Consider the following 13,444-nt stretch of genomic DNA (forward strand, 5'->3'; position numbering starts at 1 on the left):
TTGTTCGGGTCAGTCGGGGAGAAGGGGGATGTTCTCGATGAGGGCGGTGAGGTCGCGGGTGTCCAGGAGGTCGACCGGGCGGACGGTCTCGTTCGCGCGGACGTAGTGGAAGGCGGCGCTGACCCGGCTGAGGGCCGCGCCTGAGAGTTGGGCCCAGGCCAGGCGGTAGGCGGCGAGCTGGACGGCGGCGGCGTGGGCGGCCTTGCCGTGCGGGCGTTCGCCGGTCTTCCAGTCCACGACCTCGTAACCGCCGCCCGGGGTGCGGAACACGGCGTCCATCCGGCCGCGGACCAGCCGGTCGGCGATCATCATCTCGAACGGCACCTCGAAGTCCAGCGGACGCCGGGCGGCCCACTCGCTCTCCTCGAAGCGCTCGCGCAGCTCGGCCAGCGCCAGATCGGCCTCTGCCGGGTCGTCGGCCGCGCCCGGGAGGTCCAGCTCCGAAAGCAGCCCCTGCTGCCCCCAGCGGCTCTCCAGCCAGTGGTGGAACGCGGTGCCCCGGCGGGCCAGCGGCGCGGGGCGTACCGGCATCGGGCGGCGGATGCGGCGGGCCAGCTCCTTCGGGTCTTCGGCCAGGGTGACCAGGGAGGAGACGGTCAGGCGCTCGGGCAGCTCCACCGTGCTCGGCGGACGGCGGCGCAGCCGTTCGCGCTCCAGCATCAGCAGCTCCGTGTCGCGCTCCCAGGCCCGCATCCGCTCGCGGTCGCGGTCGCGCACCCCGTCGGCGGAGATCTCCTCGGGCGGCCCGGACAGCGCGGCCTCCACATAGCTCGCCCCGTCCAGCATCGCGACGTACCGGACTCCGTCGGGGGTGACCGGCCACACGGCCTCGGCGGGCTCGGCCAGCAGCGGGTTCTCCGCCCCCTCCTCGACCTCGGCCGCCCAGCGGGCCACCCGGCCGCAGGTGTCGCGGACCTCCACCAGGAAATCGGACGGCTGGAGCGGCTTGGACCCGCTGCCCCAGCGGTATCCCGAGGCGATCAGCAGGTAGTGGGCGCGGGTGACGGCCACGTACGCGAGCCGGCGTTCTTCCATCAGGTCGCGCTCGCGGCACGCGTCGTCGAAGGCGGCCAGGTCGTCCTTGTGCAGCCCGGCCAGCCTGGGCAGGTCGCCGACGTCGCCGCGCAGCGGGTAGGGCAGTTTGCGGGGGTTCTCCGTCCAGCGGGGGGTGGTGACCGGTTTGGCGGGGAAGATCGTGCCGGTGGTGAGCGTGCCGCCCTTGCTGTGCAACTGCGACATGCCGGGCACCACGACCACCGGCCACTCCAGGCCCTTGGAGGCGTGGATGGTCATCAGCTTGACGCTGTTGCTGTCGCCGACCCGCCCGGCGTCCAGGCCGTTCTCCTCCTCGTCGGCGGCCTTGAGGTAGGCCAGGAACGCCCCCAGCGTGGGATCTTCGGCGTCGCCCGCGAACCGGGCCGCGGCGTCGATGAAGGCGTCCAGGTCGGCGCGGGCGGCGAAGGCGCTCGCCGTACCGGACCTCGCGGCCACCTCGACATCGAGGCCCGTCCGGCGCTCGACCTCGCCGACCAGGTCGGGCAGCGGCTGCCCGGCGTGCGCGCGCAGCGTGCGCAGTTCGGCGGCGAACGCCAGCAGCCGCACCCGCGCCAGCGGCGAGAACCGCTGTTGCCACTCCTCCCGGTCGGGCAGCTCATCGAGGGCGTCCACCAGGCTGCCACGCTCTTCGGCCAGCTCGGCGACCACCTGGTCGAGCGGGTCGTCGGGCCGGGCGGCGAACTCCTGCGTCTCGCGGTTCAGGTCGCGCGCGAGGTCGCCGAGCACCTTGAGGTCGGCGGGCCCGACCCGCCAGCGCGGGCCGCCGAGCAGGCGTACCAGCGCGTCGCCCGCCGTGGGGTCGTACAGGACGCGCAGCGTCGCCACGATGTCGGCCACCTCGGGCACGGCCAGCAGGCCGCCCAGGCCGACGACCTCGACGGGGATGCCGCGTTCGGCGAGCGCCCGGCGCAGCGCCGGGAACTGCGACCGCTTGCGGGCCAGGATCGCCACGTCGCCCGGCTGCACGCACTGCTGGCCGCCCCAGGCGCTGGGCTTGGCCTTGTCGCGTTCGCCCTCGCCCCACGGCAGGCCGTCGGGGGCGGACTCCTGGCCGAGCACCCCGGCCACGCCCTCGGCGATCCAGCGGGCCTCGTCCTCGGCGGTCTCGTGGAAGGCGGCCAGCACCCGGCCGCGTTCGGTGCGGTTGCCGCCGGGCACCAAGACCGGCACCTCGCGGGCCTCGATGCGCAGCGGGAGCTGCACCCGGGCCGCCACATCGAGGATCTTGTCTCCGTTGCGGAAGCTGACCGACAGCCTGCTGACCCGCGACTCGTCGCCCACCGCCGTCGGGAAGTCGCGGGAGAAGCGGGTCAGGTTGCCCGCCGACGCGCCGCGCCAGCCGTAGATGGACTGGCAGGGGTCGCCCACCGCGGTCACCGGGTGGCCGCCGCCGAACAGCGAGCGCAGCAGCACGAGCTGGGCGTGGCTGGTGTCCTGGTACTCGTCCAGCAGCACCACGCCGAACCGGTCGCGCTCGATCGCGCCGACCTCCGGGTGGTTGACCGCGATCCGGGCGGCCAGCGCCATCTGGTCGCCGTAGTCGATGACCTCGCGCTCGCGCTTCATCCGCTGGTACGCCTCGACCATGGGCAGCAGTTGCTCCCTGGCCCGCTGGGTGAGCAGCGGCCTGCGCTGGGCGAGGGTGGGCGAGCCGGGCACCTCCTCCAGCTTGCCGGCGAGCCAGGTGCCGAGGTCGCGGACGTCCTTGGGGTCGCGCAGGTGCTCGGCCATCTCCCCGGCCAGCTCCAGGACCGCGCGGGTGACCGTGGCCGGGCCCCACTCGATCTGCTCCATCGGCCCGTCGTACAGGGCGACCGCGCGGCTGGCCATCTGCCAGGACACCGCGGGCGGCACCAGCCGCATGGTCGGCTCCAGGGCCTCGCGCAGCGCGTGGTCGGTGACCAGCCGGGCCGCGTAGGAGTGGTAGGTGGAGACGGTGGGCTCGTCGTCCAGCATCTCGGGGGTGATCAGCTTGGCCTCGGCCAGGCCGGTGAGCCGCTTGCGCACGCGTACGGCCAGCTCGGCGGCGGCCTTGCGGGTGAAGGTCAGGCCGAGCACGCGTTCGGGCTTGACCAGGCCGTTGGCCACCAGCCAGACGACCCGCCCGGCCATCGTCTCGCTCTTGCCCGAACCGGCGCCCGCCATCACCACCATCGGCTCCAGCGGGGCCTCGATGACCTCGGCCTGCTCGGGGGTGGGCGGCGGGATCTCCAGCTTGGCGGCGAGGTCGGCGGAGGTCAGCACACCTGGCCCCCGTCGTCGCTGACCGGGCAGCTCGACCGCACCGCGCACGTGCGGCAGCCGTCGTTGACGGTGGCCTGGAAGAACGGGCTGGACATGCCGGTGGCCACGGTGTCGACCATGTCCTTGGCCCACTCCGGATCGTCGTCGTCGGCCAGCGCGCGCTGCCGCTGCTCCCTGGCGTCCTTGCCCGCGGCCTTGCCGACCTGCACCAGCGCGGCCCCGCCCGGCTCGATCATGCCGTGCCTGCGGAACGCGCCGAGCAGCGCGGCGAGCTGGTAGACCCCGAGCTGGGGGTGCCGGTCGAGGTCGCCCTCCGACGGCTTGCTGCCGCCGGTCTTGATGTCGATGATCACCGCGCGGCCCTCGCCGTCGCGCTCGACCCGATCGACGCGGCCCCTGATCTCGATGCCGTCGCCGACCATGGCGGTGAACGCCTCCTCGGTGGAGACCAGCTCGCGGGCGTTGTCCTCCTGCCAGCGGACGAACCTGCGGATCATCTGCTCGGCGACCTCGCGCTGTTTGCGGTTGAACCACTTGCCGCCGAAGTCCAGCTCCGTCCAGATGGCGTCGAGCCGTTTGCCCAGGGTCTCCTCGCCGGGGCCGCCGTCCGCGGCCAGCACGGCGAGGGCGTGGATGATCGTGCCGAGCCCCTGGGCGGCGGTCGTGCCGGACGCCCCGACCGCGGTCTCCAGCAGCCAGCGCAGCCCGCACTTGCTGAAGCTCTCCACCGCCGACGGGGAGATCCGCACGATGTCGTCGGGCCAGCCGAGCGGGCGGTCGTCGGTGATCGGGGTCAGGCCGTACCACTCGTCGGGGTGCGCCCCGGCGATGCCCGCCTCGGCGAGCCTGGCCAGGTGGCGGGCCGCCGTACGGCGCATCGCCTCGGGCCTGGTCGGGTCGCAGACGGCCTGGCGCAGGTCGGCGACCAGGGCGGGCATGCTGAGCCAGCGGGCCCGGTCGTCGACCCCGGCCTCCTCGACCGCGCCGGGCAGCAGCTCGGTCAGGAAGCGGGAGGGGCGCTCGTCGGTGTCCTCGCCGCCGACGGCGGTGACCACGAGCTTGCGCCTGGCCCTGGTCGCGGCCACGTAGAACAGGCGGCGTTCTTCGGCCAGCAGCTTGGAGGCCAGCGTCGCGGCGGCGGCCTCGGTGGCGTCGAGCGCGGAGCCCCGCGACAGCTCCACCATGGTGTCGATGCCCAGCATCGAGCCGCGCAGCCGCAGGTCGGGCCAGATGCCCTCCTGTACGCCCGCGACGACCACGACGTCCCACTCCAGGCCCTTGGCCCGGTGGGCGGTCAGGATGCGCACGGCGTCGCTCTCGGGCGCGTGCTCGGCCAGGCTGTCCCCGGCGATCTCCTGGGAGGCCAGGTCGTCCAGGAAGACCTGGACCCCGGCCTTGGGCAGCCGGTCCACGAACCGGGCGGCGTGGTCGAACAGCGCCACCACGGCGTCGAGGTCGCGGTCGGCCTGCGCGCCCCTGGGGCCGCCCGCCATGGCGGCCTCCGTCCAGGTGCGGCCGAGCCCGCTGGCCTGCCACACCTCCCACAGGACCTCCTCGGCCGAACCGCGGCGGGCCACCGCGTCACGGGCGGCGACGACCAGCCGGGCCACCCGCGTGGCGGGGGCGGCGACGTGCGGCTCCACCCGGACCAGCTCGCTCGGGTCGGTCACGGCGGCCACCAGCAGCTCGCCGGAGGAACGCGCGACCAGCCCGGGATCGCCCAGTTCGGCGATGGCGGCGTGCTCGGCGATCCGCAGCGCGCGGCGCAACCGGCGCACCCCGATCATGTCGGTGCCGCCGACCGGGCCGGTCAGCAGCTCCTCGGCGACCGATTCGTCCAGGCTCTCCGGCCGGGTGGCGACCTTCAGCAACGTGATCAGCGGACGGACGCCCGGCTCGGCGGCCAGCGGCAGCTCGTCACTGGCCACCATGACCGGCACCCCGGCGGTGATCAGCGCCCGGCGCAGCAGCGGCATCTGCCGGATCGCCGACCGGACCAGCACCGCCATCCGCGACCAGGGCACCCCGTCGAGCAGGTGGGCGCGGCGCAGCGTGTCGGCCACCACCGCGGCCTCCTGGCTGGCGCTGTCCGTCAGCAGGGCCTTGACCTCGCCCTCCACCTCGCCGTCGAGCTGGACCGGCACGAGGTCGCGGTGGTCGCGGGACGGGGACATCGGCAGCCGCTCGGTGATCCGGCGGGAGGCGGCCAGGATGGCGGGGGGCATCCGGCGGCAGCCGCGCAGCGCGACGGTGGGGGCCTCTTGGCCGTCGCGGGTGCGGAACCGCTCGGGGAAGCGCAGGATGCCGTCCACGTCGGCGCCGCGGAAGCCGTAGATCGACTGGTCGGGGTCGCCGACGGCGATCAGGTCGCGGCCATCGCCCGCCAGGTGGCGCAGCAGGTGTTCCTGGGCGGGGTCGGTGTCCTGGTACTCGTCGACGAAGACGAGGTCGTAGGCGGCGCGCTCACGCTCGCGTACCGGGCCTTGGGCGAGCAGCCCGGCGGCGGCCCTGATCAGCTCGGCGTAGTCGAGGGCGGGGATGGGGTCGAGGTCGAACCTGCGCTGGTAGCGCAGCGCGAACCGGCCCGCCGCCGACCAGTCGGGACGGCCGTGCAGCCGGCCCAGCTCGATCAGGTCTTCGCCGTCGAGCCCGCGTTCGGCGGCGCGGGACAGGAAGTCGCCGACCTCCTCGGCGAAGCCGCGGGTCTTCAGCGCCTCGCGGACCGAGGACGGCCACGCCGTGCCGCCGTCCTCCAGCTCGCCGTGCAGCAGGCGGCGTACTTCCAGCAGGTGCTCGGGGCCGGTGAGCAGACGCGGCGGGTCGTCGCCGCGCTCGGCGGCCTCCTGGCGGAGCAGCGCGTAGGCGTAGCTGTGGAACGTGAGCGCGAGCGGCGTGCGCGTCGTGCGGCGCAGCCGGGCGGTGATCCGGTCGCGCAGCTCACCGGCGGCCTTGCGGCTGAACGTGAGCACCAGCACCCGCTCGGGGTCGAGCCCGCGCCGTTCGACCCGCTGCACGACGGTCTCCACGATGGTGGTCGTCTTGCCGGTGCCGGGTCCTGCGAGGACCAGCAGCGGCCCGCCGGGGTGGTCCACCACGGCACGCTGGTTGTCGTCCAGCACGGGAGGCGGCGCCTGCCCCCGTGTTCCGCCGCGTACCAATCGCCAGGTCTGACCACTCACAACTCAGAATTCCATCAGACCCCAGGGACAGATCGCGCCCATCTTGCCGACTTCGGTCGAAGAAGCCACCGTAGTGGCTGCCCCGACCGGTGTGCGCGGCGACACGCCGCGCTAGCGCTTCCAGGGGATCTGCGGGGATTCGTGGTAGTTGAGACCCCAGCGCTTCCACTGCCCGGCCTGGGCGGCCAGGCGCGGCGCGAAGACGTCGAACGACCTGCGCTCCTGCGGGGTCCAGGCGACCTCGGCGACGGCGGGGAGCCGGGGGAAGGCCAGGTAGGTGAGGTCGTCGAAGCCGCCCACCGTCTCGGTCCACAGCGGGGCCTCCACGCCGAGCACGGCCGCCGCGCCGACGCCCTCGATCAGGGTCGCCGGATCCCATTCGTAGGAGTCGGCGACCTCGACCATGCCCGCCCAGTCCTGGCCGACGTGGGTCCAGGAGTCGTACTTCATGTCCAGGTAGACCCGCGAGGCCGGGGACATCACGACCTTGGCGCCCTGCCGTACGGCGTCGGCCACCACGCCCGGGTCCTCGTCGGCCTTCCAGTACTGGACGATCGTGCCCGGCAGCAGGCGGGCCCGCCCGGCCTCCTGCCAGACGGCCATCCGCTTGCCGGTGCCGCCGACGATCTCCTGCGCCCGTTCCATGAACCGGGTGTACTCTGGCTCGCTCAGCTCGCGCACCTCGTCGCCGCCGACGTGGATGTACCGGCCGGGCGTCAGGCGGGCCACCTCGGCGATGACCTCCGACACGAACCGGTCGGTCTGCGGGGAGCCCACGCACAGCGCGCTGAAGCCGACCTCGATCCCGGTGTAGGGGTCGCGCCGCCGTCCGTCGCAGTTCAGCTCCGCGTAGGAGGCCAGCGCCGCGTTGGTGTGGCCGGGCAGGTCGATCTCGGGGACGACGTCCACGAACCGGGCGCGGGCGTACGCCACCAGGTCGCGGTAGTCGTCGGCGGTGTAGAAACCGCCCCGGCCGCCGCCGACCTGGCTCGCCGCGCCGATCTCGGTCAGCGCCGGCCACCCCTCGATGGCCAGCCGCCAGCCCTGGTCGTCGGTCAGGTGCAGGTGCAGCACGTTGAGCTTGTAGGCGGCCATCAGGTCGATGTACCGCTTGACCTCGGCGACCGGCAGGAAGTGCCGGGCGACGTCGAGCATCGCGCCGCGCCACGGGAAGCGCGGGCGGTCGGCGATCCGCACCGCCGGGACGCGCACCGCCTCGCCGTCGGCCCGCTGCGGCAGTAGCTGGCGCAGGGTCTGCACGCCGTAGAAGAGCCCGGCCTCGGTCTGGGCGCGGATGACGATGCCGTCGTCGTCGACGGTCAGCTCGTAGCCCTCCGCGCCGGTGCCGGCCCCCAGGGCGAGCCGGATCTCACCGCCTGACCTGCGCTCCGGACGCCGCCCGGTGGCCTCCTCCACGGCGAAGGCCAGATGCCCGGCGACCCCGGCCGCCTCCGCGGGGACGCTGATCGCCGTCGCCGTGCCGAGCGTGAAGGCGCCCTCGCCCGTCACGACCTCGGCGGGCAGCGGTACCAGAGCCGCGCCTCGAACCTGCACATCGCTGCCGCAACCGGTCATCGCACCCGCCCAAAAAAGACCTGCCACCAGCGCCACTCCGGGCCTCGGCCATCCCATGGACGTATTCGACCACCAACGGCCGTCCATCGGCGGTGAATCGGCCCCGGCGCTCTGGAAGCCTAGCCGAACACGTGATCAACCAGGCGCCGGGTGGCCTTGCCGTCATCGCGCGGGGCGTAGGTGCGGCGGAACGCCTCGTAGCGGTCGGCGTATTCGGTGGCGATGCCGTCGATGCCCTTGACCGCCTGGATCACCTGGGCCGAGGTGGTCAGCACCGGGCCGGGGGCCTGCTCGCCGAGGTCGAGGTAGATGCCGCGCTTGGCCCGGAACTTGTCCAGGTCGTAGGCGAAGAAGATCATCGGGCGGCCGGTGGCCGCGAAGTCGAACATCACGGAGGAGTAGTCGGTGATCAGCACGTCGGTGACGAGTAACAGCTCCGTGATGTCTGGATATGTCGTGACATCGTGGGTGAAGCCATCGTCCGGCACGACCGGCGCGGCCTGCATCGAGTGCGCCCGGACCAGCAGCTCGTGCTCGGGGCCCAGGATCGTCCTGGCCTGGACGAGGTTGAGCCGGAGGTTGGCGTTCTTGCGGTCGTACTCGCGGTAGGTCGGCGCGTACAGCACCACCTTGGACCCCTCGGCCAGGCCCAGCCTGCGCCGCACGCTCGCGGCCAGCTCCGCCCGGTCGGGCGTGGTCAGCACGTCGTTGCGCGGGTAGCCGCCCTCAAGGACCTCGCCCTGGTAGCCGAACGCCTTGCGCAGCACCGGCGTGGCCCACGGGCTCTGCGAGACCAGCAGGTCCCACCCCCGCACCTCGGCCGCCTGCCGGTGCCACACCGGAGGACGCGGGTCGCGGGACATGTGCGGCAGGTCGTTGCCGATCCGCTTGACCGGCGTGCCGTGCCAGGTCTGCACCACCATCTGGTCGTCCCTGGCCCGGAACCACGGCGGCAGGAACGAGTTGGTCACCACGAACCTGGACCGCGCCAGCGCCGCGTAGTGCTCCCTGCTGCCCGCCCGGACCACGCTGGGCCGCGGCCCCCGCCCCAGCCCCAGGTCGCCGGGCCCCGGCGGGACGAACGCGCCGTCCTTGACCACCCAGATGTGCTCGCCGTCATCGCCCCTGCGCAGCCGCTCCTCATAGACCGCGCGGACGTTGCCCTCGTACTGTCTGCCCTCGTAGGCGACGTAGACCGTGGCGTCGGTCAGCGGCTCGCGGCGCTGCGCCGGGTAGAAGTGGCGCTGCAGCGCGTAGACGCCCGCCATGCCCTGCTCGTCGTCGGGCTTCTCCTCGGCGGCGACCACCATCGGCACGTCGAAGCGGGCCGAGATCAGCTGGTAGCGGCGGCCGTCGTGGACGTGCGGCGACTCGTCCAGCGTGGCCAGCGCCCGGTGATCGACCCGGAACGGCACCGGCTCGCGGGACGGGTGGGCCACCGACAGGTGCCAGGTGCCCGCGGCCAGCGGGACGGCCTCGCCGAAGCGCGGCATCGCGGCGGCGGGCACCCGCGCGGTGAACCGGTCGCCCGAACGCCGCATCGGCACCCGGTAGGAAAGGCCGGTGCGGTGGCGCAGGACCAGCTCGCGCGGCTCGCCGCCCGGCTCGGGATAGTGGCCCTCGATGGCCATCGAGGCGTCGGCGGACCAGGTCACGGACGTGATGACCGGCCGCACCCGGTGCGCGGAGATCACCACGCGGTCGCGCCGGTCGGCCTGCACGGTGATCTCCCGGTCGCCCGCGAGGGACCGGAACTCGTCCGCGTCGCCCAGCATCACGGTCGCGGCGGGGTCGCCCTTCGGCTCCACCCACAGCCGCCTGCCGTCCTTCTCCTCCAGCAGGCTCTGCGTGGACAGGGTGAGGGTGATCTCGGTGCCGCCCGCGACCGGGACGAAGTCGGCGGACATGCGGTGGCCGCCGAGCCGGGCGTGGCCCTTGTTCACCTGGCGGCCGGGCATGAAGGCGGTGAGCACGACGTCGTCGCCGTCGTGGCGTACGCCGGTCAGCTCGGCCCGCGTCGGCTGGAGCACGACCTGGAGGGCGCGGTCGGAGGTCCACACCGGGCGCACCCACCAGCGCGGCCGGACCGCAAGGCCCGCGGGTCGTTCGGTACGGCCGGCGACGGGGCCGCGCAGCGCCCCCACGGCCCGCGCGCCCCGGCTCCAGATCACGATCTCGGCCCGCCAGGTCGTCGTGTCGCGGACCGCCGGGCGGCGGCGCAGCAGCCGCCTGCCGCCCCTGGCCGCGTTGCGCAGCCAGGAGCGCCAGCGCAGCGCGAAGGGGTTCAGCTCGGCGGTGAACCCGGACCAGTCGTAGTTGCAGCCCAGCTCCTGCGCGCCGTAGGTGGCCTCGGGGCGGAAGACGCGCTTGGTGCGCAACCGGACCGGGGGCTGCCAGCGCGGGCCGCGCAGCACCACCGTGGCACGATTGAATCTGCGCCCGCGCACCGACAGCCCGGCCAGATAGGCGTGACCGGTGACGCGCAGCCTGCCGCCGGTCCAGGAGATGTCGTCGATCTGGGTGATCGGCACCAGGTCGGCCTGGCGCAGCCGGTACAGGTCGTCGGGCAGCTCGCCGCGCAGCGGCAGGTCGGCGTACCAGCGCAGGCCCTTGCGGACCCGCCGGTACGGCTCGGCCGCCGCCGACGCCACCTTGGCCAGCGCGTCGCCCTCGGCCAGCTCCTCGCGGTCGCGGGTCTCGATCAGATGGACCACCAGCCGCCTGGCCACCGGCAGGTCGCGTTTGACCCCGGGATCGACCTCGCTCAGGTAGGGGGCGAGCAGGGCGATCATCTCGCGGCGGCGGGCCGGACCTCGTCTGATGGCGGTGTCGATCCGCGCGCCCAGCGGCCCGGCCAGCACGTCGGCGTCGAGTCTGCGCCGGTCGGCGGCCGACAGCCCGGTGGCGCGGACGGCGGCCATCACCGCGTCGAGGGGCTCGCCACGGTCACAGAGATCCTGTACCGCTCGCAGACGGTCACCGAGGTCGCCGCTCGGCCGCTCAGGGGTCGCGCCGGTGGCCATGGAGTGGGGCACCGCCTTCCGGACGGGTGGCCATCACTGTCCCTGGCAATGGTAGTAGGCCCGGCCCGCTCGGGTCGCGTCCGGTTTGCTGAGCGTCTCCTGGGAAGGGGGTGGCGCCCGATCAGCGGTGGCCTCAGCCGTCGTCGCCGTCCCAGCGGGCGTGGCGCATGTCGGCCCGCTCGCCGCGCATGGGGGTGCGTTCGGCCCGCCACTGGGTCAGGCAGTGCTGTTCGTGGCCGGGCACCGGAGTGCCGTCCGCGTGTACCACGCGCCACCAGGGCACTCCGCCGCCCCACAGCGCCATGACCCGGCCCACCTGGCGCGGGCCGCCCTCGGCGAGGTATTCGGCGATGTCACCGTAGGACATCACCATGCCGGAGGGGATGCGTTCGACGACATCGAGAACGCGCTCGGCGAAAGGTGTCGGATCGGTGTTCATTCGCTCCATTGTGCGGGACCGGCGGAGATGATGTCCGCGAGCTTGCCGAAGGCGTAGCTGGCCTCGGCGTTCACCTGCTCCACCATGCCGTCGCGGATCGCGTAGACCTCGCCGTCCTCCCCGACCAGCCGCGCCGCGAGCGCGTCGGCCAGCTTCGCGAGCTGGGCCACCTGCCAGTCCGACAGCGGCTCGCCCCACAGGCGGCCGCGCCACTCGGCGATCACGTGCTCTGCCTCGCCGTGCCGCGCGATCACTTGGCCCGCCTCCTCCGAACCGCGCAGCGCGTATCCGGCCGGAGTGAGCGCGGCGGTGAGTTCGGCGTAGGCGAGCGGCTGCTCCCGCTCAACACGCAACTCGTACCCCATGGGCCGCGACAGTAGCGGACCTGTGTGCGGCGAGATGCCGGAAATGTCCAGTGATACTACGACTGCGATAAAAGTGTTCGCATTCGGTATCCGAACAGCATTCGAATCGAAGCCACCATGTGATCATTTCGGTCACGCGGGGCCGGAACGCTCCCGGGCCGACTTCTCCTCCGCCTTGCGGGTCAGCACCATCACCGCCGCGCCGAACATGACCAGCCCCACCAGCACCGCCCCGGCGAACACCCACAGCCGCACCGGGTCGGGCCCCGGCGGGGTCGGCGCGGCCGACAGCGGGCCCTGGCCGAAGTGCCGGTCGGGGGGCGTCTGCGCGGTACGGCCGAGGGTGGCGAGCCGGTCGGCCTGGGTGAGCGCGGCGGCGGCGTCCACCACACCGAATCCCACTTTGTCGTCATATCCGGTGGCGGGGGCCGCCCGTACCCCGCCGGACAGCGCGCGGGCCACCATCGCGGGCGGCAGGTCCGGATGCTCGGCCTTGACCAGCGCGGCCACCCCGGCCACCAGGGCCGCCGCCGCGCTCGTGCCCTCCGCCGACTCGTGGCCGCCGCCGGGCAGCGCCACCGGCACGTCCACGCCGGGGGCCGAGACGAGCACCGAGAGGTTGTCGCTGCTGAAGGGGGCGGGCAGCAGCTCGGCGTCCACCGCGCCGACCCCGACGACGCCGGTGTACCCGGCGGGGAAGCTCCAGAACGAGGTGTCGTTGCGCAGGCTGACGTCCAGCGCCCCGTCATTGCCGACCGCCGCCACCAGGACCACGCCCTTGCCGAGCGCGTAGGAGATGGCCTCGCGCTCCGCCGGGTGCGCGCCGTACGCGCCGATCGACATGCTGATGACGTCGGCGCCGTGGTTGGCGGCGTACCGGATGGCCCGGGCCAGCGGGCTGTCCTCACCGAACTCCCGGCCCGCGTCCGGCGCGGCGACGCCGCTCTCGATGGGCTGGTCGGGCAGCAACGGCAACGACAACACCCGCGCCTCCGGCGCGACCCCCGTGATGCCCCCTTCGCCGCCCGAGCCCGCGATCAGCGACGCCATCGCCGTACCGTGCAGCCCCGGCTCAGGCCGCTCCCCCGGCGTCGCCGGCCCGCCCACATCGGGCCCGTCGATGACCCTGCCCCGCAACTCGGGTATGCCGCCGTCCACCCCGCTGTCGATGATCGCCACCGTGGCCCCGGCCCCACGCGAAACCCGCCACGCCGCCTCGACGTTCAACGTCTGCAACACCCACTGCTGCCGCCCCGCCACCTCCTTCCCCGGAATCGGCTCCGCCTTTCCACCGACACCGGCGGCGGCCCCCTGGCCCGTGACGGGCTCGGAGGCCGCGGCGGGCCTTTGGCCGACAACGGCCTCCGGGCGCGTGCCGGGTCCGGGCGGATCGCCGGAGGCGGCCTCTGAGGTCACGCCAGGTCCGACGGCGAGGGCGGGGAGGGGGGCCAGGGCGAGGATCGTGGTCAAGGCCAGTGCGAACGCCCGCGCCGCGCGGCGGCGTGGCACACGTCCCCCCGTGCGCGGAGCCGGCGCGGCGGGCCCGCGGCGGCCGGCCTGCGG

Annotated in this window: 7 protein-coding genes; all 7 read right to left on the reverse strand. The window is 73.8% G+C overall.

Going from position 1 to position 13,444, the window contains the following annotated elements; translation table 11 throughout:
* Positions 1 to 9 precede the first annotated feature (9 nt).
* The gene (locus DP939_RS18145) at positions 10 to 3,300 is read right to left on the reverse strand and encodes an ATP-dependent helicase (RefSeq protein WP_113981917.1); all 3,291 of its coding nucleotides are present in this window, start codon (positions 3,298 to 3,300) and stop codon (positions 10 to 12) included.
* Positions 3,294 to 6,419 (reverse strand): ATP-dependent helicase, encoded by a 3,126-nt coding sequence (locus tag DP939_RS18150; RefSeq protein ID WP_113981918.1) that lies wholly within the window; start codon positions 6,417 to 6,419, stop codon positions 3,294 to 3,296. Before DP939_RS18150 ends, DP939_RS18145 begins: the two co-directional genes overlap by 7 nt.
* Positions 6,420 to 6,590: 171 nt before the next feature.
* Positions 6,591 to 8,111: a beta-N-acetylhexosaminidase gene (locus DP939_RS18155; RefSeq protein ID WP_225878330.1), complete on the reverse strand. Its 1,521-nt coding sequence runs from the start codon at positions 8,109 to 8,111 to the stop codon at positions 6,591 to 6,593.
* 62 nt (positions 8,112 to 8,173) lie between these two features.
* Positions 8,174 to 11,077 (reverse strand): CDP-glycerol glycerophosphotransferase family protein, encoded by a 2,904-nt coding sequence (locus tag DP939_RS18160; RefSeq protein WP_225878331.1) that lies wholly within the window; start codon positions 11,075 to 11,077, stop codon positions 8,174 to 8,176.
* A 133-nt stretch (positions 11,078 to 11,210) separates the two neighbouring features.
* Complete coding sequence (locus DP939_RS18165) at positions 11,211 to 11,525, reverse strand: MGMT family protein (protein ID WP_113981920.1); 315 nt, start codon at positions 11,523 to 11,525, stop codon at positions 11,211 to 11,213.
* Positions 11,513 to 11,881, reverse strand: coding sequence for a hypothetical protein (locus tag DP939_RS18170; RefSeq protein ID WP_113981921.1), 369 nt, complete (start codon positions 11,879 to 11,881; stop codon positions 11,513 to 11,515). Before DP939_RS18170 ends, DP939_RS18165 begins: the two co-directional genes overlap by 13 nt.
* A 132-nt stretch (positions 11,882 to 12,013) precedes the next feature.
* Positions 12,014 to 13,390 carry a S8 family serine peptidase gene (locus DP939_RS18175; RefSeq protein ID WP_225878332.1) on the reverse strand — a complete coding sequence of 459 codons (1,377 nt, stop codon included), beginning with the start codon at positions 13,388 to 13,390 and terminating at the stop codon, positions 12,014 to 12,016.
* Between the last annotated feature and the right edge of the window lie 54 nt (positions 13,391 to 13,444).

The sequence above is a fragment of the Spongiactinospora rosea genome, from assembly GCF_003315795.1.
In the GTDB taxonomy this organism is placed as follows: Bacteria; Actinomycetota; Actinomycetes; order Streptosporangiales; family Streptosporangiaceae; genus Spongiactinospora; species Spongiactinospora rosea.

What these genes read in the sequence shown, in the direction of transcription:
- DP939_RS18155 (WP_225878330.1), bottom strand. Translation starts at nt 8,111, where the DNA reads ATGGGATGGCCGAGGCCCGGAGTGGCGCTGGTGGCAGGTCTTTTTTGG.
- DP939_RS18165 (WP_113981920.1), bottom strand. Translation starts at nt 11,525, where the DNA reads ATGGAGCGAATGAACACCGATCCGACACCTTTCGCCGAGCGCGTTCTC.
- DP939_RS18160 (WP_225878331.1), bottom strand. Translation starts at nt 11,077, where the DNA reads ATGGCCACCGGCGCGACCCCTGAGCGGCCGAGCGGCGACCTCGGTGAC.
- DP939_RS18170 (WP_113981921.1), bottom strand. Translation starts at nt 11,881, where the DNA reads ATGGGGTACGAGTTGCGTGTTGAGCGGGAGCAGCCGCTCGCCTACGCC.